23 protein-coding genes are annotated in these 22,395 nt (G+C 72.4%); 13 read left to right on the top strand and 10 right to left on the bottom strand.

Going from position 1 to position 22,395, the window contains the following annotated elements; translation table 11 throughout:
• Nucleotides 1-203: 203 nt before the first annotated feature.
• The 3 genes from argG to AMK27_RS29540 form a co-directional block, all read right to left on the bottom strand.
• Nucleotides 204-1,658, bottom strand: a complete 1,455-nt coding sequence (gene argG / locus AMK27_RS29550) for an argininosuccinate synthase (protein WP_030316137.1) — start codon at nt 1,656-1,658, stop codon at nt 204-206.
• Between the two features lie 134 nt (nt 1,659-1,792).
• The gene (locus AMK27_RS29545) at nt 1,793-2,422 is read right to left on the bottom strand and encodes a dihydrofolate reductase family protein (protein ID WP_073914885.1); all 630 of its coding nucleotides are present in this window, start codon (nt 2,420-2,422) and stop codon (nt 1,793-1,795) included.
• Nucleotides 2,419-3,405, bottom strand: a complete 987-nt coding sequence (locus tag AMK27_RS29540) for a metalloregulator ArsR/SmtB family transcription factor (protein WP_073914882.1) — start codon at nt 3,403-3,405, stop codon at nt 2,419-2,421. Before AMK27_RS29540 ends, AMK27_RS29545 begins: the two co-directional genes overlap by 4 nt.
• 117 nt (nt 3,406-3,522) lie before the next feature.
• Here AMK27_RS29540 and argC point away from each other — a divergent pair, with 117 nt between their 5' ends.
• The 5 genes from argC to AMK27_RS29515 are packed head-to-tail and all read left to right on the top strand — an operon-like array spanning nt 3,523 to nt 8,431.
• The gene (gene argC, locus AMK27_RS29535; protein ID WP_073914879.1) at nt 3,523-4,551 is read left to right on the top strand and encodes an N-acetyl-gamma-glutamyl-phosphate reductase; all 1,029 of its coding nucleotides are present in this window, start codon (nt 3,523-3,525) and stop codon (nt 4,549-4,551) included.
• Complete coding sequence (argJ, locus tag AMK27_RS29530) at nt 4,548-5,726, top strand: bifunctional glutamate N-acetyltransferase/amino-acid acetyltransferase ArgJ (RefSeq protein ID WP_073914875.1); 1,179 nt, start codon at nt 4,548-4,550, stop codon at nt 5,724-5,726. The genes argC and argJ overlap by 4 nt, the downstream gene beginning before the upstream one ends.
• Nucleotides 5,723-6,679, top strand: coding sequence for an acetylglutamate kinase (gene argB, locus AMK27_RS29525; protein ID WP_073914872.1), 957 nt, complete (start codon nt 5,723-5,725; stop codon nt 6,677-6,679). Before argJ ends, argB begins: the two co-directional genes overlap by 4 nt.
• On the top strand, nt 6,679-7,893 hold the full coding sequence (locus AMK27_RS29520) for an acetylornithine transaminase (RefSeq protein WP_073914869.1): 1,215 nt from the start codon (nt 6,679-6,681) through the stop codon (nt 7,891-7,893). The genes argB and AMK27_RS29520 overlap by 1 nt, the downstream gene beginning before the upstream one ends.
• A 7-nt stretch (nt 7,894-7,900) precedes the next feature.
• Nucleotides 7,901-8,431: an arginine repressor gene (locus AMK27_RS29515; protein WP_030316147.1), complete on the top strand. Its 531-nt coding sequence runs from the start codon at nt 7,901-7,903 to the stop codon at nt 8,429-8,431.
• 16 nt (nt 8,432-8,447) lie between these two features.
• Here AMK27_RS29515 and AMK27_RS29510 read toward each other — a convergent pair whose 3' ends face one another.
• The 3 genes from AMK27_RS29510 to AMK27_RS29500 all read right to left on the bottom strand — a co-directional run bounded on the left by AMK27_RS29510 (nt 8,448) and on the right by AMK27_RS29500 (nt 11,319).
• Nucleotides 8,448-9,152, bottom strand: coding sequence for a L,D-transpeptidase family protein (locus AMK27_RS29510; RefSeq protein WP_073914865.1), 705 nt, complete (start codon nt 9,150-9,152; stop codon nt 8,448-8,450).
• Nucleotides 9,153-9,306: 154 nt separating this feature from the next.
• Entirely contained in the window at nt 9,307-9,912 is a 606-nt protein-coding gene (locus tag AMK27_RS29505) for a pyridoxamine 5'-phosphate oxidase family protein (RefSeq protein ID WP_073915452.1), read from the bottom strand.
• 54 nt (nt 9,913-9,966) lie between these two features.
• Nucleotides 9,967-11,319, bottom strand: coding sequence for a hypothetical protein (locus AMK27_RS29500; protein ID WP_073914862.1), 1,353 nt, complete (start codon nt 11,317-11,319; stop codon nt 9,967-9,969).
• A gap of 227 nt (nt 11,320-11,546) precedes the next feature.
• On the opposite strand from AMK27_RS29500, the gene argH reads away from it, so the two are divergent.
• Nucleotides 11,547-12,977 (top strand): argininosuccinate lyase, encoded by a 1,431-nt coding sequence (gene argH, locus AMK27_RS29495; RefSeq protein WP_073914858.1) that lies wholly within the window; start codon nt 11,547-11,549, stop codon nt 12,975-12,977.
• 17 nt (nt 12,978-12,994) lie between these two features.
• Here the strand turns inward: argH and AMK27_RS29490 are convergent, their stop codons facing one another.
• Entirely contained in the window at nt 12,995-13,504 is a 510-nt protein-coding gene (locus tag AMK27_RS29490) for an HAD domain-containing protein (RefSeq protein WP_073915449.1), read from the bottom strand.
• Nucleotides 13,505-13,589: 85 nt separating this feature from the next.
• On the opposite strand from AMK27_RS29490, the gene AMK27_RS29485 reads away from it, so the two are divergent.
• Both AMK27_RS29485 and AMK27_RS29480 read left to right on the top strand, forming a co-directional pair.
• Nucleotides 13,590-14,141: a TetR/AcrR family transcriptional regulator gene (locus AMK27_RS29485; protein ID WP_073914853.1), complete on the top strand. Its 552-nt coding sequence runs from the start codon at nt 13,590-13,592 to the stop codon at nt 14,139-14,141.
• On the top strand, nt 14,138-15,682 hold the full coding sequence (locus AMK27_RS29480) for an MFS transporter (RefSeq protein ID WP_073914849.1): 1,545 nt from the start codon (nt 14,138-14,140) through the stop codon (nt 15,680-15,682). The genes AMK27_RS29485 and AMK27_RS29480 overlap by 4 nt, the downstream gene beginning before the upstream one ends.
• A 158-nt stretch (nt 15,683-15,840) precedes the next feature.
• On the opposite strand, the gene AMK27_RS29475 is transcribed toward AMK27_RS29480, so the two are convergent.
• Complete coding sequence (locus tag AMK27_RS29475; protein ID WP_073914845.1) at nt 15,841-16,512, bottom strand: lysophospholipid acyltransferase family protein; 672 nt, start codon at nt 16,510-16,512, stop codon at nt 15,841-15,843.
• A gap of 220 nt (nt 16,513-16,732) precedes the next feature.
• On the opposite strand from AMK27_RS29475, the gene AMK27_RS29470 reads away from it, so the two are divergent.
• The 3 genes from AMK27_RS29470 to AMK27_RS29460 all read left to right on the top strand — a co-directional run bounded on the left by AMK27_RS29470 (nt 16,733) and on the right by AMK27_RS29460 (nt 19,268).
• Complete coding sequence (locus AMK27_RS29470; RefSeq protein WP_073914842.1) at nt 16,733-17,932, top strand: glycerophosphodiester phosphodiesterase; 1,200 nt, start codon at nt 16,733-16,735, stop codon at nt 17,930-17,932.
• A 115-nt stretch (nt 17,933-18,047) separates the two neighbouring features.
• On the top strand, nt 18,048-18,728 hold the full coding sequence (locus AMK27_RS29465) for a sigma-70 family RNA polymerase sigma factor (RefSeq protein WP_073914838.1): 681 nt from the start codon (nt 18,048-18,050) through the stop codon (nt 18,726-18,728).
• A 36-nt stretch (nt 18,729-18,764) separates the two neighbouring features.
• Nucleotides 18,765-19,268 carry a GNAT family N-acetyltransferase gene (locus AMK27_RS29460; protein WP_073914835.1) on the top strand — a complete coding sequence of 168 codons (504 nt, stop codon included), beginning with the start codon at nt 18,765-18,767 and terminating at the stop codon, nt 19,266-19,268.
• Nucleotide 19,269: 1 nt separating this feature from the next.
• On the opposite strand, the gene AMK27_RS29455 is transcribed toward AMK27_RS29460, so the two are convergent.
• On the bottom strand, nt 19,270-19,704 hold the full coding sequence (locus AMK27_RS29455; RefSeq protein WP_073914831.1) for a hypothetical protein: 435 nt from the start codon (nt 19,702-19,704) through the stop codon (nt 19,270-19,272).
• 2 nt (nt 19,705-19,706) lie between these two features.
• On the bottom strand, nt 19,707-20,069 hold the full coding sequence (locus AMK27_RS29450; protein WP_073914828.1) for a hypothetical protein: 363 nt from the start codon (nt 20,067-20,069) through the stop codon (nt 19,707-19,709).
• A gap of 574 nt (nt 20,070-20,643) precedes the next feature.
• On the opposite strand from AMK27_RS29450, the gene AMK27_RS29445 reads away from it, so the two are divergent.
• Together AMK27_RS29445 and AMK27_RS29440 are read left to right on the top strand one after the other, a co-directional pair.
• Complete coding sequence (locus tag AMK27_RS29445) at nt 20,644-21,711, top strand: methionine ABC transporter ATP-binding protein (protein WP_073914824.1); 1,068 nt, start codon at nt 20,644-20,646, stop codon at nt 21,709-21,711.
• Nucleotides 21,708-22,376: a methionine ABC transporter permease gene (locus AMK27_RS29440; RefSeq protein ID WP_055602364.1), complete on the top strand. Its 669-nt coding sequence runs from the start codon at nt 21,708-21,710 to the stop codon at nt 22,374-22,376. The genes AMK27_RS29445 and AMK27_RS29440 overlap by 4 nt, the downstream gene beginning before the upstream one ends.
• The last annotated feature ends 19 nt before the right edge of the window (nt 22,377-22,395 follow it).

Genomic DNA, 22,395 nt, shown 5'->3' with positions numbered 1-22,395 from the left:
GACCGGTCTTCACGGCCTCGCCCTGTACTGATCATGTCATCTCCACAAGTGGAGCGCCGCGCATTGTTTCCGCAGGAGGGCGGGGGAGGCAAGGGCTCGGGGCGAACGGAAAGGCCGGCTCGACGCGGGGGACGTCGAGCCGGCCTTCCGGGGTGTCGAGCGCGTGGTGCTCGACGGAGGTGGGTCTTCGGGGCGGTGCCGGGTCAGTCGGTGCCGAACTCCATCGCGGCGCGGTCCAGCATCTCGTCCTCGTCGGTGGCCTCGCCGCGGGACGCGATGGCTTCCGCGCCGCCCTCGGGGAGCTCCGTCAGGGTGCCGATCAGGCCGGTCGCGGCCGCCTGGGCGGCGCCGATCGCGGGGCTGCCGGTGCCGAGCAGGCCGAGGCCCGCGTACTGCTCCAGCTTGGCGCGGGAGTCGGCGATGTCGAGGTTCCGCATGGTGAGCTGGCCGATCCGGTCCACCGGTCCGAAGGCCGAGTCCTCGGTGCGCTCCATGGAGAGCTTGTCCGGGTGGTAGCTGAACGCCGGGCCCGTCGTGTCGAGGATCGAGTAGTCCTCGCCGCGCCGCAGCCGCAGCGTCACCTCGCCGGTGACGGCGGCGCCGACCCAGCGCTGGAGGGACTCGCGGACCATCAGCGCCTGCGGGTCGAGCCACCGGCCCTCGTACATCAGCCGGCCGAGACGCCGTCCCTCGTTGTGGTACTGGGCGAGGGTGTCCTCGTTGTGGATGGCGTTGACCAGCCGCTCGTACGCGGCGTGCAGCAGGGCCATGCCGGGCGCCTCGTAGATGCCGCGGCTCTTGGCCTCGATGATCCGGTTCTCGATCTGGTCCGACATGCCCATGCCGTGGCGGCCGCCGATGGCGTTGGCCTCCATGACGAGGTCGACGGCGGAGGCGAACTCCTTGCCGTTGATGGACACCGGCCGGCCCTGCGCGAAGCCGATCGTGACGTCCTCGGTGTCGATCTCGACCGACGGGTCCCAGAAGCGGACGCCCATGATCGGCTCGACGGTCTCCACGCCGGTGTCGAGGTGCTCCAGCGTCTTGGCCTCGTGGGTGGCGCCCCAGATGTTGGCGTCGGTGGAGTACGCCTTCTCCGTGCTGTCGCGGTACGGCAGGTCGTGGGCGACCAGCCACTCCGACATCTCCTTGCGGCCGCCGAGCTCCGTCACGAAGTCGGCGTCCAGCCAGGGCTTGTAGATCCGCAGGTGCGGGTTGGCGAGCAGGCCGTAGCGGTAGAACCGCTCGATGTCGTTGCCCTTGAAGGTCGAGCCGTCGCCCCAGATCTGGACGTTGTCCTCGAGCATCGCCCGCACGAGGAGGGTGCCGGTGACGGCACGGCCGAGCGGCGTGGTGTTGAAGTACGCGCGGCCGCCGGAGCGGATGTGGAACGCCCCGCAGGTGAGTGCGGCGAGCCCCTCCTCGACCAGCGCGGCGCGGCAGTCGACCAGGCGCGCGATCTCGGCACCGTAGGTCTTGGCACGGCCGGGCACCGAGGCGATGTCGGGCTCGTCGTACTGACCGATGTCGGCGGTGTAGGTGCAGGGGATGGCGCCCTTGTCGCGCATCCATGCGACCGCGACGGAGGTGTCGAGGCCGCCGGAGAAGGCGATGCCGACGCGCTCGCCGGCGGGCAGGGAGGTGAGGACCTTGGACATAGGAAGAGTATGCATCATCTCGCATGGTCATGCAAAGGGGTGCCGGTGAGGGAGGAGGGAATCACCCCTTCCCTTCCGGCCCTCCGCAGCGATCGGCATGCGCGGTCCACGATCAGCATGCGCGGTCGTGGCGCTCAGCGCACCCGGTCGTAGACCAGCGCCATCTCGCCGAGCTCGCCGGTCTCCCGGCGGGTGAGCCGCCACCGCGAACCGGGCAGGCCGTCGTCGAACAGCCGGTCCCCGTCCCCGGCGATCTCCGGGCAGATCAGCAGGTACAGCCGGTCCACCAGGTCCGCGGCGAGGAGCGCCTTGGTGATGCTCGGGCTGGTGTTGACCAGGATGTCGCCCTCGCCGCGGCTCCTGAGCTCGGCGACGACCTCGGCGGCCGGGGCGTTCACCACGCGGGCGCGTTCCCACGGGGACGCGGTGAGGGTGGTCGACAGGACCACCTTCTCCGTGTCCACGAGCCACTTCGCGTAGCCGCGGTCGCGCGGGTCGGCGCCCTCGTCGGCCGCGACCGCCGGCCAGTACCCCAGGAAGCCCTCGGCGTTGACGCGGCCGAGCAGTGCGGTCGTCGCGTTCTCCCAGATGCGGCCGAGGTGGTCGCGGGCGACCTCGGTGGTGGCGTACGGAAGGATCGCGGAGATGTCCCCCGGCCCGCCGGGGCCGTTGTAGCGCCCGTCGAGGGTGAGGGCGATGTTGGCGGTCACCTTGCGTCCGGTGGGCGTGGGCGTGGGCGTGGAAGTGGGCGTGGGCTTGGTCATGGCTGTACCTGCTTTCCTTCGGTGCGGGCGGAGGGGCGGGTCGCGTCGGGAGGGGTGTCATGGGCCGCGTCGAGCGCGGTGGCGAGCTTGTCGAGGCACTGGCCGAAGCCGATCTCGATGCCCGCGACGAAGTCGGCGGATTCCACGGTGCTGTCGGCGATGAGGTAGTGGACGTCGAGGTCCGTGCCGGTGCCGGTCGGCCGGAGGTCGAAGTCGACGTGGGCCGTGAAGGCGGCGCCGCCGTCGGGGAGCCGGGGCGAGAGCCGGTACGCGAGCCGCTCGCCGGGGCGGGCGACGTCGACGACGCCGTCCCCGCGCCCGACGACCGGGTCGGAGCTCCCGGACTCCCCGGAACTCCCGGAGCCCCCGGGGCCCTCGGTGTCTCCCGCGTCTCCCGCGTCTCCTACGCCTCCTGCGCCTCCTGCGTCTCCGGTGATTCCGGTGTCCTCCACGTCGCGGTACTCCAGGACGATGTGCCCGCCCGGCCGGGCCTCGAAGACGAGGTCCGAGACGCGCAGGTCGTCGGGCGTCCACCAGTGGGCGAGCAGGGCGGTCTCGGTCAGGTGGCGCCAGACCGCGACGGGGTCACCGGCCAGTGACCGGTGGAACCGGAAGGAGCGCTCGTCCGCCCAGCCGGGTCCCTCCGCCGCGCGTCGTTCGCTCGCGAGGCTGAGCCCGTAGCGCTCGTACGTCTCGCGCGACCCGCCCTGGCGGTCCGCGGTGTCGGCGAGCCGCCCGAGCGCCGCCGCCAGCTCCCGCAGCGGGCCGGACCGGAGAGCGTAGACCCGGCGCTGCCCGGAGCGCTGGGAGGTGACGACCCCGGCCCGCTCGAGCGTCTGCAGGTGCTTGGTCGTCTGCGGCTGGCGCGCCTCGGCCAGCTGGGCGAGGACGCCGACGGGTCGGGGCCGCTCGGCCAGCAGGCGCACGAGGCGCCAGCGCGCCGGGTCGGCCAATGCGATGAGGAGCGGGTCTGCGTCGTCCATGAGTGCAAGTATTCTCCACCGAGAATATTCTCGTCAAGGAATACCTCGGGGTGCGGAGTGTCGTTGCATAAAACTGCCGGGCTACGTATAGTCATGCCATCCATGAGGAGGGTTTCGATGACGGTACGAGTAGCAGTGGCGGGTGCGAGCGGATACGCGGGCGGAGAGCTCCTGCGCCTCCTTCTCGCCCACCCCCACGTGGAGATCGGCGCCCTGACGGGCCACTCCAACGCCGGCCAGCGGCTCGGGGCGCTGCAGCCCCACCTGCTGCCGCTCGCCGACCGCCTCCTCGTGCCCACCACGGCCGACGAGCTCGCCGGCCACGACGTCGTGTTCCTCGCGCTGCCGCACGGCCAGTCCGCGGCCGTGGCCGAGCAGCTCGGCCCGGACGTCCTCGTCGTCGACATGGGCGCCGACTTCCGGCTCAAGGAGTCGGCCGACTGGGAGACGTACTACGGCTCCCCGCACGCCGGCACCTGGCCCTACGGCCTCCCGGAGCTTCCGGGCGCCCGTGCCGCCCTCCAGGGCTCCAAGCGGGTCGCCGTGCCCGGCTGCTACCCGACCGCCGTCTCGCTCGCGCTCTTCCCCGCGTACGAGAACGGGCTGGCCGAGCCCGAGGCCGTGATCGTCGCGGCCTCCGGCACCTCCGGCGCCGGCAAGGCGGCCAAGCCGCACCTGCTCGGCAGCGAGGTCATGGGCAGCATGTCGCCGTACGGCGTCGGCGGCGGCCACCGGCACACCCCCGAGATGATCCAGAACCTCAGCGGACCGGCGGGGGAGCGGGTCACCGTCTCCTTCACGCCGACCCTGGCGCCGATGCCGCGCGGCATCCTCGCCACCTGCACCGCCACCGCGAAGCCGGGCGTCACCGCCGAGACCGTCCGGGCCGCGTACGAGAAGGCCTTCGCGGACGAGCCGTTCGTCCATCTGCTCCCGGAGGGGCAGTGGCCGGCGACGGCGTCCGTCTACGGTTCCAACGCCGTTCAGGTGCAGGTCGCCTTCGACGCGGCGGCGAACCGGATCATCGCGATCAGTGCCATCGACAATCTCACCAAGGGCACCGCCGGCGGCGCGGTGCAGAGCATGAACATCGCCCTCGGGTACGCCGAGAGCACCGGACTTTCCACGATTGGAGTGGCGCCGTGAGTGTCACCGCAGCGAAGGGATTCACGGCGGCGGGCATCGCCGCCGGGATCAAGGGGAACGGCAACCCGGACCTGGCCCTCGTGGTCAACACCGGCCCCCGCCGTGCCGCCGCGGGAGTCTTCACCTCCAACCGCGTCAAGGCCGCCCCCGTCGTCTGGTCCCAGCAGGTCCTCGCCGACGGCGAACTGACCGCCGTCGTCCTCAACTCCGGTGGCGCCAACGCCTGCACCGGCCCCCAGGGCTTCCAGGACACCCACGCCACCGCCGAGAAGGTCGCCGAGGTCCTCAGCGCCCAGGGCACGGACGTCGGCGCGGGCGAGATCGCCGTCGCCTCCACCGGCCTCATCGGCATCCTGCTCCCCATGGACAAGCTCCTCCCCGGCGTCGAGAAGGCCGCGGCCGAGCTGTCCGAGCACGGCGGCGAGAAGGCCGCCATCGCCATCAAGACCACCGACACCGTCCACAAGACCTCCGTGGTGACGAAGGACGGCCCCGGCGGCGCCTGGACGGTCGGCGGCATGGCCAAGGGCGCCGGCATGCTCGCCCCCGGCCTCGCCACCATGCTCGTCGTCCTCACCACCGACGCGGACGTCGACAGCGCGGGCCTGGACAGCGCCCTGCGGGGTGCCACGCGCGTCACCTTCGACCGGGTCGACTCCGACGGCTGCATGTCCACCAACGACACCGTCCTCCTCCTCGCCTCCGGCTCCTCCGGCGTGACGCCGGAGCAGGAAGCGTTCACCGCGGCCGTGCGGGAGGTCTGCGACGACCTCGCCCGCCAGCTCATCGGCGACGCCGAGGGCGCCAGCAAGGACATCCGCATCGAGGTGATCAACGCCGCGACCGAGGACGACGCCGTCGAGGTGGGCCGCTCCATCGCCCGCAACAACCTCCTCAAGTGCGCCATCCACGGCGAGGACCCCAACTGGGGCCGGGTGCTCTCCGCCATCGGCACGACGGCGGCGGCCTTCGAGCCCGACGAGCTCAACGTCGCCATCAACGGCGTCTGGGTCTGCAAGAACGGCTCCGTCGGCGAGGACCGCGACCTCGTCGACATGCGCTACCGGGAGGTCACCGTCACCGCCGACCTCGCCGCCGGCACCGAGTCCGCCGTCATCTGGGCGAACGACCTCACCGCCGACTACGTCCACGAGAACAGCGCGTACTCGTCATGAGCGACCCCCAGGCCCACCAGGCCCCCCAGAACCCCGAGACGCCCCAGGCCCCCGAGAGCACGACCCGGAAGCACACGGCGCTCCCCAAGGCCGAGATCCTCATCGAGGCCCTGCCCTGGCTCACCCGGCACAACGGCAAGACGGTCGTCATCAAGTTCGGCGGCAACGCCATGATCGACGAGGACCTGAAGGCCGCCTTCGCCCAGGACGTCGTCTTCCTCCGCCAGGCCGGCCTCAAGCCGGTCGTCGTGCACGGCGGCGGCCCCCAGATCAGCGCCGCCCTCGACCGGCACGGCATCGTCAGCGAGTTCAAGGCGGGCCTCCGGGTCACCACCGAGGACGCCATGGACGTCGTACGGATGGTCCTCGCCGGACAGGTCCAGCGCGAGCTCGTCGGGCTGCTCAACCAGCACGGCCCGCTCGCCGTCGGCCTCACCGGCGAGGACGCCCACACCATCACCGCCACCCGGCACCGGCCGGTCGTGGGCGGCGAGCAGATCGACATCGGCCGGGTCGGTGAGATCACCGCCATCGACACCGGCGCCATCCAGGCGCTCCTGGAGGACGGCCGGATCCCGGTCATCTCCTCCATCGCCCGCTCCCAGGACGACGGACATGTCTACAACGTCAATGCTGATACGGCGGCTGCGGCACTCGCTGCGGCGCTGGGCGCCGAGACGCTGATGGTCCTGACCGACGTCGAGGGCCTCTACGAGGACTGGCCCCACAGCGACGAGGTCATCAGCCGGCTCACCGCGAGCCAGCTGGAGAAGCTGCTGCCCGAGCTCTCCAGCGGCATGGTCCCCAAGATGGAGGGCTGCCTGCACGCCGTACGGAACGGGGTCACCACGGCCCGCGTGATCGACGGCCGCGTCCAGCACTCGATCCTGCTGGAGATCTTCACCGACGAGGGCATCGGCACGATGGTCGTGCCGGACGGACAGGGGGACTGATGAGCGGCACCACGCAGCCCGGCAACGAGCGGCTGACCCAGCGGTGGCAGGGCGCGCTGATGAACAACTACGGCACCCCCCGGCTGCCCCTCGTCCGCGGTGAGGGCGCCAAGGTCTGGGACGCCGACGGCAACGAGTACCTGGACTTCGTCGGCGGCATCGCCGTGAACGCCCTGGGCCACGGCCACCCGGCGATCGTCGAGGCCGTCACCCGGCAGATCCAGACCCTCGGCCACGTCTCCAACCTCTTCGTCGCCGAACCGCCCGTCGCCCTCGCCGAGAAGCTGCTCGCGCTCTTCGGCCGGCCCGGCAAGGTCTTCTTCTGCAACTCGGGCGCCGAGGCCGTCGAAGGCGCCTTCAAGATCGGCCGGCTCACCGGCCGGTCCCACATGGTCGCCACCCAGGGCGGATTCCACGGCCGGACCATGGGCTCGCTCGCCCTCACCGGCCAGCCCGCCAAGCAGACCCCGTTCCTGCCGCTGCCCGGCGACGTGACACATGTGCCGTACGGAGACGTGGAAGCGCTCCGCGCCGCCGTCACCGAGGACACCGCCCTCGTGGTCATCGAGCCGATCCAGGGCGAGAACGGCGTCGTCGTCCCGCCCGCCGGCTACCTGAAGGCGGCCCGGGAGATCACCCGGGCCACCGGCACCCTCCTCGTCCTCGACGAGGTGCAGACGGGCATCGGCCGCTGCGGCCACTGGTTCGAGTACCAGGCCCACGAGGGCGTCGAGCCCGATGTCGTGACCCTCGCCAAGGGCCTCGGCGGCGGTCTCCCGATCGGTGCGACCGTCGCGTTCGGCCCCGCCGCGGACCTCTTCGGGCCCGGTCACCACGGCACCACCTTCGGCGGGAACCCGGTGGCCTGCGCCGCCGGCATCGCCGTCCTCGACACCCTCGGCGCCGACGCCGCCCTCGACCACGTGAAGGCGGTCGGGGAGCGGCTGAGGCAGGGAATCGAGGGTCTCGGGCACCCGCTGGTCTCCCACGTCCGTGGTGCGGGCCTCCTGCTGGGTATCGTGCTCACGGAGTCCCTCGCACCTCAGGTGCAGCAGGCGGCTCAGGACGCCGGCCTCCTGGTGAACGCGCCCGCCCCCGATGTCGTACGGATCATGCCTCCGCTGGTCCTCACCGACGCCGAGGCGGACGCCTTCCTCCAGGCCCTGCCCGGAGTCCTCGACGTGGCGAACGGGCAAGGACGAACCGGAGAATGAGACGACGATGACCGACGCGCAGGAGAACGAGCACGGAGGGCCGTCGGTTCCGCAGACCCGCACCGCTCGCCACCGCAGGATCGTCGACATCCTCAACCGGCAGCCGGTGCGCTCGCAGAGCCAGCTCGCCAAGCTCCTCGCGGACGACGGGCTGAGCGTCACCCAGGCGACGCTCTCCCGCGACCTCGACGAGCTGGGCGCGGTGAAGATCCGCAACACCGGCGGCGAGCTGATCTACGCGGTGCCCAGCGAGGGCGGCTTCCGCACCCCGCAGGCCCCGCTCGGCGAGTCCGCGAAGGAGGAGCGCATGCGGCGCCTCTCCGGCGAACTGCTGATCTCCGCGGAGGCGTCCGCCAACCTGGTGGTCCTGCGGACCCCGCCGGGCGCCGCCCAGTTCCTCGCGTCGGCCATCGACCAGGCCGAACTCCACGCGATCCTCGGTACGATCGCGGGCGACGACACCCTGCTGCTCATCAGCCGCGACCCGGCGGGAGGCCAGGCACTCGCGGACCACCTGCTGAAGCTGGCGCAGAAGTAGCGGAAGCGGCCGCGCCTCAGTAGCGCGTGATCGCCGTCGGCCCGCCGCCCCGGGTGCCGACGGCGATGTGCGGCCGGCGCGCGGGATCGGCCCAGGCGAGCACCGCGCGCATCGCGTCCGCCGGGACGGAGACGCAACCCGCGGTCGCCCCGCGCCCGTTGACGTGCAGGAAGATGCCGGCCCCGCGCCCGCGGACCGGCCGGTCGTAGTTGAACCCGATGACGAGCCCGTGCGCGTACGGGCGCCGGTACGTGACCAGGTGCTCGGCCTCGGCGGCCCGGCAGTCCCGCGGCAGCCCCTCGACCCAGCGGTTGTACGCGCGGGAGTCGTTGTCCTGGCACCACCAGGAGCGCGGCGTCACACGCGCGTAGCGGAATGAGGTCCCTGGCGGCGCGGGCTCGATCCCGAAGGCGTACGGCAGCCGGTAGAGCCCGGTGGGGGTGGTGTTCGTACCCTGCCGCCGCCGCGTGCCCTCGACGAGCCCCTTCTCGCCGAACCGGGCGGGCGCCGACCCCGCCTTCACCCACCGGCCGCCGCGCCGGTCCCACCAGGTCAGGGTGCCCGTGGTGGAGCCGGTCCCGGCGGCCTCCGCGGTGATCAGCTGGGAGCCGCCGCCGGTGTCCGCCATGCGCGCGGGCAGCGGCACGGGACCGGGCGCGGCGCCGAGGGACATCAGGACGGCGCCGAGGACGAGCAGGGTGCGGGGGAGTGCGGTGCGCATGGGCGAGAGGCTAGGTGCGCGAGCCCGGCCCGCCCGGCAGGACACCCCCTGGGGCCGCGCCGAGCCTCCCCGCGCGCGTGGCGCGGCTGACCGGCGGTACGCGCGCGCGGGACGGGGTTGTCCGGAGGTACGCGCGCGGGGCGCGGCCATCCGGCTATCCGGCGGTCTGCGGCAGCGGCGGCAGGGGGAGCGGCAGCGCGGGCAGCCCGTCGAGGCTGGTCGCGATGTGGTCCTTGCGCTCGCAGTACGCGTTGAACTCGTCGTCGGTCTTCCGGTTGAAGTACTCGGCGTGCAGGCCCCGGTCCTCCTGGTACTCCATCAGCGGTACGGCGTACCCGCAGGCGTCGCTGACCCGCCGCGCGTGGACGAGGACGATCGCCCGCGCGCTGCCCTGGCCCTCGACGGCCTCGGCCGGGAACCGCGCGAACAGTTCGCCCCAGCGCGGATCGTCCCGCAGCACGGCCTCGCCGGTGCCGTGCACCCGCACGACGGTCGGCGGTCCGGAGAACGCGGTCCACATGAGGGTGATCCGCCCGTTCCCCGGCTCCCGCAGATGGGCGACGGTCTCGGCGCTGCTGCCCCCGAAGTCGACGTACGCGAGGGTCAGTTCGTCGAGCACCACGAGGGTGCCCCGGCGGCCCTTGGGGCTGAGGTTGACGTGCCCGTCGCCGGAGAGGGGAGCGGTCGCGGTGAAGAAGACGGGCTGGTCCTCGATGAAGGCCCGAAGACGCCCGTCGATGCGCTCATATGTTTTTCCCATGCCGTCCATACTGCTCCGTCCGCACGGTCCCGGGCGGTCCCGTCTCATGCTGGGTCAGCGGGGACGGGGGAACACCCCTCGGAAGCCGAGCATCCGACGCATCCGCCCGCGTGCCCCCGGAGCCTCGGGGGAGGCCGTGTCCCGTCGCGGGGCCCCTCCTGCCTCCGGAGGGGGCGTCGACGTGTCCCCCTCGACCCGCGGGGAAGGAGCGACGGCGGCGGGGCGTGGCGGGCCGGCGACCGGGAAGTGGTCGGCCCAGGGCCGCAGCGCCTTCCTGGTCTCGCGGACGACCCGCGGGGAGCTGTCGTCGAGCAGGGGCGCGAGCCGGCCGGGCCGCACGGCGTCCAGCACCCGCAGCCCCGCCACGGCGGCGGCCCGCACCCGGGGCCGCTCGTCGCCGGTGAACTCCCAGAGCACCGGCGCGTCCGTCGCCCGGTCACCGCACTCGGCGAGACCCGTCGGCGCGTGGTCGGGCATGCCGTCGCCGGCCGCGCAGGCGGCCCGGTAGAGCGGCAGCGGTTCGGTTCCCGTCTGCCGCAGCACCCAGCGGGCGCAGGCGCGCACCAGCGCGGAGCGGTCGTACAGGAACGGTTCGGCCTCCTCGGCCCGGCCCGCCTTCCGCAGCCCCGTGACGCCCGCCGCCCGAATCCGGCCCTGCCGGGCGCCCAGCAGGCGGGTGAGGGGCGCGCCGCCGGCCGTTCCGCCGTCCGCCCCGACAGCGGCGAGCACCGCGTCCGCGCACAGGTCCTGGACGACCACGTCGGGGTCCGCGACCGCGGTCGCGGCGAGCTGCGCGGGCGAGAGGAGGCCGCGGTCGACGGCGATCCGGTGGGCGAGCCGCCGGACCCTCCGGTCCCGGCTCGCCCGCAGAACGGTCACGCCGGTCTCCGGTCCTTCGCGCAGGACCTGGACGAGCAGTTCGCGCGCGGCGTCGCCGTGCCGCCGGCCGGCGACCCGGAGGATCACGGGGGCGAGGGCGCCGAGCGCCTCGGACGGCCGGCTGTCCGGACCCGACAGCTCCGCGCGCAGGACGGCCCGCGCCCGCTCCCGCACCGGCCCGGCCCAGTCGGCGCACCGGATCGCGACCAGGGGCAGGAGGGCGGGTGTGTCGCCCGCGTACGCCAGGGCGGCCTCCCGGATCCGGCCGTCGGAGCCGCACAGGGCGACGGCGAGCAGCTCGACGCCGGGCCGGTCGGTCCCGTCGCCGCCGGGGAACCGGGTGGGGTCGCCGGGAAACCGGGTGGGGCCGTCGGGGAACCAGGCGGGCGCGGCCGGAAGACCGCCGTACCGGAGCGCACTGCGGATGTCCTCGTCGAGCGCGGTCCACGCGTCCGCGTCGCCCTCCCCGCCCCCGGCGAGCACCTGGGCGACCCGGTGCAGGATCTCGTCGAACGCGCTGGTGTGCATGCGCGGAGCCTAGGTCCGGGGCGGCGACCGGCGCCTCCGGATTCCGGGGGCCCAAGCAGCGCGTTGACAATCCATACGGTGGCTTGCATAGTTATGCCTACGGCAGGAGGCTGTCGGCCCCGCCGCCGAACCTGGCGTGACCCGCCCCCGTTGAACAGGTCGCGGCCCGTCCCCTTCGAGGGGCGGGGCGGTGGCGGCAGTACCCATTCTCCCGAGGAGCAGCAGCTGTGAGCAGCAACAACGGTGACGTCCGGCTCTGGGGCGGACGGTTCGCCGACGGGCCCGCCGAGGCCCTGGCGAAGTTGTCCGCGTCGGTCCACTTCGACTGGCGCCTCGCGCCGTACGACATCGCCGGTTCCCGCGCCCACGCGCGCGTGCTGCACAAGGCCGGACTGCTCACCGAGGACGAGCTGACCCGCATGCTCGCCGGTCTCGACCGGCTGGAGGCGGACGTCGCCGACGGCACCCTCGTCGGCACCGTCGCCGACGAGGACGTCCACACCGCCCTGGAGCGCGGCCTCCTGGAGCGCGTCGGCCCGGACCTCGGCGGCAAGCTGCGCGCCGGCCGGTCCCGCAACGACCAGGTCGCCACCCTCTTCCGGATGTACCTGCGGGACCACGCCCGGATCATCGGCGGCCTCGTCGCCGACCTCCAGGACGCCCTCGTCGGCCTCGCCGAGGCGCACGCCGACGTCGCCATGCCCGGCCGTACGCACCTCCAGCACGCCCAGCCGGTGCTCTTCGCCCACCACGTCCTGGCCCACGCCCAGTCCCTCTCCCGGGACGCCGAGCGGCTGCGGCAGTGGGACACCCGGACGGCCGTCTCCCCGTACGGCTCCGGCGCCCTGGCCGGCTCCTCCCTCGGGCTCGACCCGGAGGCGGTAGCCAAGGACCTGGGCTTCGAGCGCGGTTCGGTCGGCAACTCGATCGACGGCACGGCCTCCCGCGACTTCGTCGCCGAGTTCGCCTTCATCACCGCGATGATCGGCATCAACGTGTCGCGGATCGCGGAGGAGATCATCATCTGGAACACGAAGGAGTTCTCCTTCGTCACCCTCCACGACGCCTTCTCCACCGGCTCGTCGATCATGCCGCAGAAGAAGAACCCGGACATCGCCGAGCTCGCCCGGGGCAAGTCCGGTCGCCTCGTCGGCAACCTCACCGGCCTCCTCGCCACGCTCAAGGCGCTCCCCCTCGCCTACAACCGCGACCTCCAGGAGGACAAGGAGCCGGTCTTCGACTCCTGCGACCAGCTCGAGGTCCTGCTGCCCGCCTTCACCGGCATGATGGCCACGCTCACCGTCAACCGGGAGCGGATGGAGGAGCTCGCCCCGGCCGGCTTCTCGCTCGCCACGGACATCGCGGAGTGGCTCGTCAAGCAGGGCGTGCCGTTCCGGGTGGCGCACGAGGTGGCCGGCGAGTGCGTGAAGGTCGCCGAGTCCGAGGGCAAGGAGCTGGACGAGCTGACGGACGAGCAGTTCGCCAAGATCTCCGAGCACCTCACCCCCGAGGTCCGCACGGTCCTCAACGTCCCCGGCGCCCTCGCCTCCCGCAGCGGCCGCGGCGGCACCGCCCCCTCGGCGGTCGCCGTCCAGCTCGTCGAGGTCAAGGCCGACCTGGTGATCCAGCACGCCTGGGCCGCCGCCAAGAAGAGGTAACCCGCCCCCTCAGTGCGTCACAGCGCCGCCGCCCAGTCCGCGAGCGCGTCGAAGTCCGGCCGGAGCAGTCCCAGCCGGGGGTCGACGTGCAGCAGCAGGGCGGCGGCGAGGTGGTTGTGCTCCACGAACTCCCGGTCGTACCGGGTGATGTCGTCGTCGACCCAGGCGAACGGCCGCCCCGCCGCGTACTCCAGGATGTACTGCGTCTTCCAGAAGGTCCCGCGAGGGGCCTTTCCGTGCATCTGGGGCCAGTCGATGAACGGCAGGCCGGGCAGCCCCAGATGCGGTCCGATCCAGTCGTTCGCCTCGCCCTTCCAGGTCGTCGCCCAGACCAGCTCGTACGCCTCCGCCAGCGCGCGCAGCTCGTCCCCGTGCGCCGGATTCAGCCACACCCGCAGGGGCTTCGTATCGAACCAGCCGCCCGGCCGCATCCGGTGGGTCGTATACCCCTCGGGGCGCCGTTCGCGCTGCGCCGCATAGGGGTTCAGCGGCCCGTCGACGTCGATCAGCAGCAGTGGCTTGGTCATGTTCACAGCATTCCGTTCCCGCCCCGGGTGAGGCGTCGAATTATTGAATGAGACATGAACGTCTCATTCGGTGTATGGTCGTCTCATGTCAGTCGATCGCACCCAGGTGCTCCACGCAGCCGCCGCCCTGCTCTCCCGCAAGGCGACCGCCACGATGGACGAGGTCGCCCGGGCCGCCGGGATCGGCCGTGCCACCCTGCACCGGCACTTCGCCGGACGGGACGCGCTCGTACGGGCGCTCGAAGAGCACGGACTGCAGGAGATCGAGGCCGCGCTCGAACGGGCCGAGCCCGAGGCGGGCCCCGAGGACGAGGCGGTGCGCCGGATCGTCGCCGAGGTGGAGCACCTCGCCCCCCTGCTGTCCTTCCTCGTCACCGAGAACCAGCTCTTCGAGGGCGACCAGCAGAACGAGGGCTGGGCGCGCATCGACGCCCGCGTCTCCGCGCTCTTCCGGCGCGGCCAGGAGAACGGCGTCTTCCGGATCGACCTGACCCCCGCCTGGCTCACCGAGGCCTTCTACGGGCTCGTCGGTTCCGGCGCCTGGGCCGTGCAGGACGGCCGGGTCGCCGCCAAGGACTTTCAGTACATGATCGTCGAGCTGCTGCTCGGCGGAGCGCGCAGGAGCGTGGAGAAGTGACCGTCAGCACCCTCAAGACCACAGGCCATACCGAGGGCGTGCGCCGCCCCGGCCGGTGGCTCGCCCTCTCCGTTCTCGTCCTGGCCGTCCTCCTCGTGGCGGTCGACGCCACGGTGCTGGGACTCGCCACCCCCTTCCTCTCCGAGGACCTGGAGCCCTCGGGTACCCAGCTCCTCTGGATCGGCGACGTCTACTCCTTCGTCATCGCCGGACTCCTGGTCTCCATGGGCAGCCTCGGCGACCGCATCGGCCGCAAGAAGCTGCTCCTGATCGGTGCCACCGCCTTCGGCGCCGTCTCCGTGCTCAACGCCTACGCGACCAGCCCCGAGATGATGATCGTGGCGCGCGCCCTGCTGGGCGTCGCCGGCGCGACCCTGATGCCGTCCACTCTGGCGCTCATCCGGAACCTCTTCCACGATCCGCGCGAGCGCAGCCTCGCCATCGGCATCTGGGGTGCCATGGCCTCGGCCGGCGCCGCCGTCGGACCGGTCGTCGGAGGCTTCCTCCTGGAGCACTTCTGGTGGGGCTCGGTCTTCCTGATCAACCTGCCCGTCATGGCGGTCCTCGTCTTCGTCGGCATCAAGCTGATCCCGGAGTCCAAGAACCCGAACCCGGGCCCCTGGGACCTGCCGAGCGTCGCCCTCTCCCTCGTCGGCCTGATCGGCATCGTCTACGCGATCAAGGAACTGGCCTCGCACGGCCTCTCCGCGGACGCGGGCGTCGCCGCCCTGGCCGGTGCCGGTGCCCTGACCTGGTTCGTCCGCCGGCAGCTGACGCTGCCCGCGCCGCTCCTGGACATGCGCCTGTTCCGCCACCGCGGCTTCTCGGGCGCCGTTCTCGCCGACCTGCTGACCATCCTCGGCCTCTCCGGCCTGGTGTTCTTCCTGTCCCAGTTCTTCCAGCTGGTGCAGGGCCGGCAGCCCCTGGAGGCCGGACTCGCCGAACTCCCGGCGGCGGTCGGCGCGGTCACGGCCGGTCTGATCGCCGGTCTGGTGGCCCGCCGGTTCTCGGTGCGGTCCGTGGTGGCCGGCGGTCTCGCGGCGGTCGGCCTCTCGCTCGCGGTCCTGACGACGCTCGACCAGAACACCGGCTACCCGATGCTCGGCGCCGCCCTGCTCGTGGTCGGTGTGGGCGCCGGATTCGCCTTCACCGTCACGGCCGACGTGATCCTGTCCAGCGTCCCGAAGGACCAGGCCGGCTCCGCGTCGGCGGTCTCCGAGACCGCGTACGAACTGGGCGCAGCGCTCGGCATCGCCGTCCTCGGCTCGATCGTGACCGGCGTCTACCGGGGCTTCGCCACCCCGGCCGGCGTCCCCTCCGACATCGCGTCCGCCGCCCATGAATCCCTCGGCGGCGCGGTCGAGGCCTCGGGCGCCCTCGCCCCGGACACGGCGACGGCCCTGGTGTCGGCCGCCCAGGAGGCCTTCGTGGACGGTCTGCGGATCGCGGCCGGCGTCGGCGCGGCGGTCCTCCTGGCGACGGCGGTCGCGGCCTGGTTCCTGCTCAAGGGCCAGAAGCTGGAGGACGGCGTCGAGCACTGACGCCCGGTGTGAAGGACGGCGTCGAGCCCGGACGCCGGGCGTGACACGACGGTGCCCCGTACGGCCAGGAGGCCGTACGGGGCACCGTCACGTGGAGGCGGGGCCGGGCGGCCGTCCGCGGGGACCGCGTGGCCCCGGGGGTCGCGCGGCCCGTGGGCTTACGCGGCCTTCGCCTTCGTGGCGTACATGTCCACGTACTCCTGACCGGACAGACGCATGACCTCGGCCATCACCGAGTCCGTCACCGCCCGCAGCACATAGCGGTCGCGGTCCATCCCGTCGTACCGCGAGAACTCCATCGCCTCGCCGAAGCGGACCGTGACCCGGCCCGGGCGGGGGAAGCCCGCGCCGCCCGGCTGGATCTTGTCGGTGCCGATCATCGCGAACGGGATCACCGGCGCGCCCGTCATCAGGGTGAGCCGCGCGATGCCCGTACGGCCCCGGTACAGACGGCCGTCGGGGGAGCGGGTGCCCTCCGGGTAGATCGAGAAGATCTTGCCCTCCTCCAGGATCCGGCGGCCGGTCATCAGGGCCGCCACGCCACCGCGGCCGCCGTCCCGGTCCACCGGGATCATGCCGACGCTGGTGAAGAACCAGGCCATCGCCCGGCCCTTGAGTCCCTTGCCCGTCACGTACTCGTCCTTGCCGATGAAGTAGACCGGGCGGTCCAGGCAGATCGGCATGATCATCGAGTCGATGAAGGTCAGGTGGTTGCCCGCGAGGATGACGGGACCGGTCCCCGGGATGTTCTCGGCGCCCTCCACGCGGGGGCGGAACATCAGGCGCATGACCGGCCCGAGCACTGCCTTGATGATCGCGAGACGGGACAACGGTTCCTCCGGTGGGATGCGGGTCGGCCGAGCCGACGGTGCAGCTGGCGACGATACTCGCGGGTCACGTCCGTGCGCACATCGGGTTCACCGAGTGGATACGCAGTGTTGACGTGTGTTTCCGCCATGTTCGGCGTAGGTCTGCCGCCCGTAGGGCCCCGGTGCCTAGCGTCGGGAGCACCCGTCGACAGGAGCGGGACATGACACAGGAGGACACCACATGACCCAGGGCGAACGCCGGATCCCGGCCCGGCGCACGGTTCTCGGAGCGGCGGGCGCCACCGTCCTCGGCGCCTCCACGGCCCTCGCCGGCGGCGGTACGGCGCAGGCGGCGGCGTCCGGGACCGCCGAGGTGCCGTCCGCCGCGGCGGGCCGGGGCCACGGTCACGGCCGCGGGTACCGCTCCCTCCCCGTCCCCACCGTCATCGCCCACCGGGGCGCCAGCGGCTACCGCCCCGAGCACACCCTCGGCTCCTACCGCCACGCCCTGGACCTCGGCGCCCACGTCATCGAGCAGGACCTCGTCCCCACCAAGGACGGACACCTGGTCTGCCGCCACGAGAACGACATCGCCGGCACCACCGACGTCGCCGACCACCCCGAGTTCGCGTCCCGCAGGACCACCAAGAGCGTCGACGGCGTCTCCCTCACCGGCTGGTTCACCGAGGACTTCACGCTCGCCGAGCTCAGGACGCTCCGCGCCAAGGAGCGCATTCCGGCCGTCCGCCAGGAGAACACCCTCTACGACGGCCGCTGGCCGGTCCCCACCTTCGAGGAGGTGCTGCGCTGGGCCGAGGAGGAGGGCCGCCGCCGGGGCCGCGAGATCTGGCTCCACGTCGAGACCAAGCACCCCACCTACTTCCGCTCCCTCGGCCTCGGCCTGGAGGAGCGCCTCGCCAAGCTGCTCCGCCGGTACGGCCGCCACCGCGCCGACTCCCCGGTCTTCCTGCAGTCGTTCGAGCCGACCAGCATCCAGCGGCTGGCGAAACTGGTCGACGCGCCCGGCGTGGTCCTGCTCTCCGGGGCGACCAGCCGCCCCTGGGACTTCGTCCAGGCCGGGGACCCGCGGACGGTCGCCGACCTGGTCACGCCCGAGGGCCTGCGCTGGATCGCCTCGTACGCCAAGGGCATCGGCCCCACGCTCGACCTGGTGATCCCGAAGGACGCGAGCGGCCGCCTCGGCGACCCGACCACCCTGGTCCGCGACGCGCACGCCCAGGGACTGATCCTCCACCCGTACACCCACCGCAACGAGAACTCCTTCCTCCCCGCGGACTTCCGCCGGGGCACGGACCCGACGGCATACGGGGACTCCTTCGGGGCCCTGAAGCGCTACCTGGAGACGGGGATCGACGGCATCTTCTCCGACAACCCGGACACCGCCCTGCTGGGCGCGGCGGACGTCACCGCCCGCGACTGACCGCCACGTACGCGAGGACCGTGCGGGTCCGCCGATCGGACCCGCACACCCTCCTCCCGGGTGGTTTGGGGCCCGAACCGCAACCACGCCCGCGTGCCTCGGCATGGTGCGGTGCATGACGACCCCCGTGACCACCACCCCCGTGACCGCCTTCGCGACCGCCCCCGGGTCCGCCGGGCGCACCGCGTCCGACGCGGCGCCCCGCACCCCCTACGCCTCCGGCCCGGACACCGCGTCCGCCGCGTCCGATGCGGCCCCGGACGCCACCCCCGGGCTCCTCGCCTCCCTCGCCCCGCTGCTCGCCGCCGAGTCGGACGCCGAGGCGCCGGCTGCCGGCGTCGAGCCGAGCGACCTGGAACAGGCCGTCTGGCTCCGCCTCCTGGAACAGCTCCGCGACACCGGAAGCGCCCCCGAGCGCCCCGCCGAATGGCTGCGCCGCGCCGTCCGCGCGGAGGCCCGCCGGGCCCGCAGGACGAGCGACCGCGAACGCCCCTACCGCGACGAACCCGGCCACGACCCGGGCACCTCCGAACCCCAGGGCTCCCCGGAGTCCTCGCTGATGGCCGCCGAGGGCCGCCGCACCCTGCGCGCTGCCGTCACCAGGACACCCGGCCGCTGCCCCCGGGTGCTGACCGCGATGCTCGATCCCGAGGACCCCACGTACCGCGAAATCGCAGGAGAGTTGGGTATCTCACAGGGCAGTCTGGGGCCGATGCGTTCCCGTTGCCTGGGATGCCTGCGCAGAATGCTGGCGGCAGAGGTTCCCGCCCCCGGCCGACGGGGAAGTGTGCGGTAAACCGATGATCGACAGATGAGCGGGAGGCGTGCACACATGGGCCTGAGTGTGACCATCTCAGCGGCGGACGCGGCGGACGCGGAGCACATCCTGAAGCTGCAGTACCTCTGCTACCAGAGCGAGGCGGAGCTCTACGGGGACTGGTCCATCGAACCGCTCACCCAGTCGCTCGACGCCCTGCGCGCCGAACTGGACGAGGGCTACGGGCTGGTGGCCCGGCTCGGCGACGAGGTCGTCGCCTCCGTGCGGGCCCGGATCGACGAGGACGGCACGGTACGGATCGCCAAGCTCATCGTGCACCCGCGGATGCGGCGGCACGGCCTCGGCGGCCGCCTTCTCGACGGCATCGAGCGCCACTTCGCCGAGACGGCGGAGACGGCCGCGCAGCCGGCTCCGTCGCCCAAGCGCTTCCAGCTCTTCACCGGCCACCGCAGCGAGGGCAACCTGCGCCTCTACCGCAGCAAGGGCTACGCGCAGGTCTCCACCCGCGAGCTCGGCCCCCGACTCACCCTGGTGACCCTGGAGAAGGCCGCGGCCTGACTCAGGCGGCCGTCGCGGTACGCGCCCGGCGCAGCCACCAGATGCCGCTCAGCGGCAGCAGGACCGGAATGAAGAGGTAGCCGAAGCCGTAGTCCGACCAGACCGTCGCGTCCGGGAAGGCGGACGGCTCGACCAGCGTCCAGGTCCCCACGATCAGTACGCCCGTGAGCTCGGCGGCGCAGCACACCAGCGCCGCCCTGCGGGCCTTCTCCCCGCCCCGCACCAGCGTGTAGGTGATGAAGGCGTAGACGACGGCGGCCACCGCCGACAGCGTGTACGCGAGCGGCGCCCGGTCGAACTCGGTGGCGATCTGGTAGATCGAGCGCGAGACCGCGCCGACCGACATCACGCCGTAGAGCCAGACCAGCAGGATGCCGGGACCCGTGACGAGACGGGCCTTCGTGCCCGGTGCGGCCTTCTCCTGCGTCTCGGTCATGGTCAGCCCACCGTCCAGATGTCGTAGAGACGCACTTCGAGCACGGCCAGGACGACCGCGCCGGCGGCCACCGTGGCCGAGCCCCACCGGCTGCGCTCCGCGAGCGACATGAAGCCGGCGATGGGCACCGCGCACAGCGCCCCGAGCAGATAGGCGACGAAGATCGTCGCGCCCTCCTCCGCCTTCTCGCCCCGCGCCAGCTGCACGATCCCGACGATCAGCTGGACCAGGACGAGGAAGGTCACCACGGCCATGCCGATGAAGTGCCAGTCCTTGGTCGACTGGTCGCGGAAGGCGGCGAAGCCGCACCAGGCGGCGAGGGCGAGCGCGGCCACGGAGACCGCGACCGTCAGGGCGTCAAGCATGCGCCCGAGGGTATTACGGTGCGAATGGCCCGATGCGCTCGCCCCCCGCGCCGCCGCCGCGGTCCCGCGCGCGGACCGTGGCCTTGGCCACAGCCGGCGCCCGTGACGTGCCCGCCGCGTCCCCCGCGGACCCCGGTGAAAGGCGCCCGTCCCCGCAGGCCACGCGGGGAGAAGACCCGGAACGCAGGCCTCCGGAGTGTCCGCATGGCGTCTCAATGACGTCCGCTATTCGGACAGCCCCCTTTCCTTCGCACCTGCGCATGCTTTACTTGCAGACATGACCACGACGAGCAGCCGCATCCTTGCGACCGAGGCGATCCCGACGCCCGGTGCTCGTTGTATGTGTCGAATGTGCGCCATCTGAGGGCCCCCGCCTGAGTCCCGCGCCCCGAAGCGAGACCGACGGCCGTGCCGTTCCTCCCGCCTTCCGGTGTGGGGACGTGCCCGCCCCGCGCACCGCCGAGACTCCCGGCCACCCGCCGGACCGGCCCCCGTGCGCCTGACTGTCCGAAGACGAATGCCCCGTGCACGACGGACCCCGCGTCGCGCACTCGACAGTGACGGAAACCCCCCTGTGATCACCACTTCGGGCCTGACCAAGGTCTACGAGTCGCGCGGCCGCCAGGTCACCGCTCTGGACGGTGTCGACCTCCACGTCCGCGAGGGCGAGGTATTCGGCGTGATCGGCCAGAGCGGCGCCGGCAAGTCCTCGCTCATCCGCTGCGTCAACCTCCTGGAGCGCCCCACCTCCGGCACCGTGACCGTCGACGGCGTGGACCTCACCGCCCTCGCGGGCAGGGGCCGCCGCGCCGGCAAGGACCTGCGCCGGGCGCGCAGCAGCATCGGCATGGTCTTCCAGCACTTCAACCTGCTGTCCTCCCGCACGGTGAAGGACAACATCGAGCTTCCCCTGGAGATCCTCGGCGTCTCTGGAGCAGAGCGCTCCCGCCGCGCCCTCGAACTCCTCGACCTGGTCGGCCTCGCCGACAAGGCCAAGTCCTACCCGGGCCAGCTCTCCGGCGGCCAGAAGCAGCGCGTCGGCATCGCCCGCGCCCTGGCCGGCGAGCCCAAGGTCCTGCTCTCCGACGAGGCCACCAGCGCCCTCGACCCGGAGACCACCCGCTCCATCCTCCAGCTGCTGCGCGACCTCAACCAGCAGCTCGGCCTCACCGTCCTGCTCATCACGCACGAGATGGACGTCGTCAAGACGATCTGCGACTCGGCCGCGCTGATGCAGAAGGGGCGGATCGTCGAGTCCGGCACCGTCAGCGAACTGCTCGCCACCCCCGGCTCCCAGCTGGCCGCCGAGCTGTTCCCGGTCAGCGGCACCCACACCGGCCCCGACCGCACGGTCGTCGACGTCACCTTCCACGGCGACGCCGCCACCCAGCCGGTGATCTCGCAGCTCTCCCGTACGTACAACATCGACATCTCGATCCTCGGGGCGGCGATGGACACCGTCGGCGGCCGGCAGATCGGCCGGATGCGGATCGAACTGCCCGGGCGGTACGAGGACAACGTCGTCCCGGTCGGCTTCCTGCGCGAGCAGGGCCTCCAGGTCGAGGTCGTCGAGGAGACGCTCACCGAAGAAACGGTTGTCCAGGACGCGGCGACCCTGCTCGTGAAGGAAGGTGCCAAGTGACCTGGTCCGAGATGCAGCCACTGCTGGAGCAGGGCACCGTCGACACCCTCTACATGGTCCTGTGGGCCACCGTCGTCACCGTGCTCGGCGGCCTGCCGCTCGGCATCCTCCTCGTCCTCACGGACAAGGGCGGACTGCTGCAGAACCTGCCGGTCAACAAGGTCGTCGGTGCGATCGTGAACATCGGGCGTTCGCTGCCGTTCATCATCCTGCTGATCGCCCTGATCCCCTTCACCACCCTGGTCGTCGGCACCTTCATCGGCCCCACCGCCATGATCGTGCCGCTCGCCATCGGCGCCATCCCCTTCTTCGCGCGCCTCGTCGAGACCTCCATCCGCGAGGTCGACCACGGGCTCGTCGAGGCCGTCCAGGCCATGGGCGGCGGCATCCCCACCATCGTCCGCAAGGTGCTGCTCCCGCAGGCCCTGCCCTCGCTGGTCTCGGGCGTCACCACCACGGTCATCGTCCTCATCGGCTACTCGGCGATGGCCGGCGCGGTCGGCGGCGAGGGCCTCGGCTCCAAGGCCGTCACCTACGGATACCAGCGCTTCGACACCACGTTCATGCTGGTCACCGTCGTCGTCCTGGTCCTGATCGTGACCGTCGTCCAGCTCATCGGCGACGGAGTCGTGCGACTCCTCGCCCGCCGGGGCCGCACCGCCTGACGGCTCCCCGGCCACCCCA

Origin of the sequence: Streptomyces sp. CB02009 (assembly GCF_001905825.1) — a bacterium.
Lineage (GTDB): Bacteria > Actinomycetota > Actinomycetes > Streptomycetales > Streptomycetaceae > Streptomyces.
The sequence above is the reverse complement of the archived record's forward strand: the minus strand, read 5'-3'. Positions and strand labels throughout refer to the sequence as shown.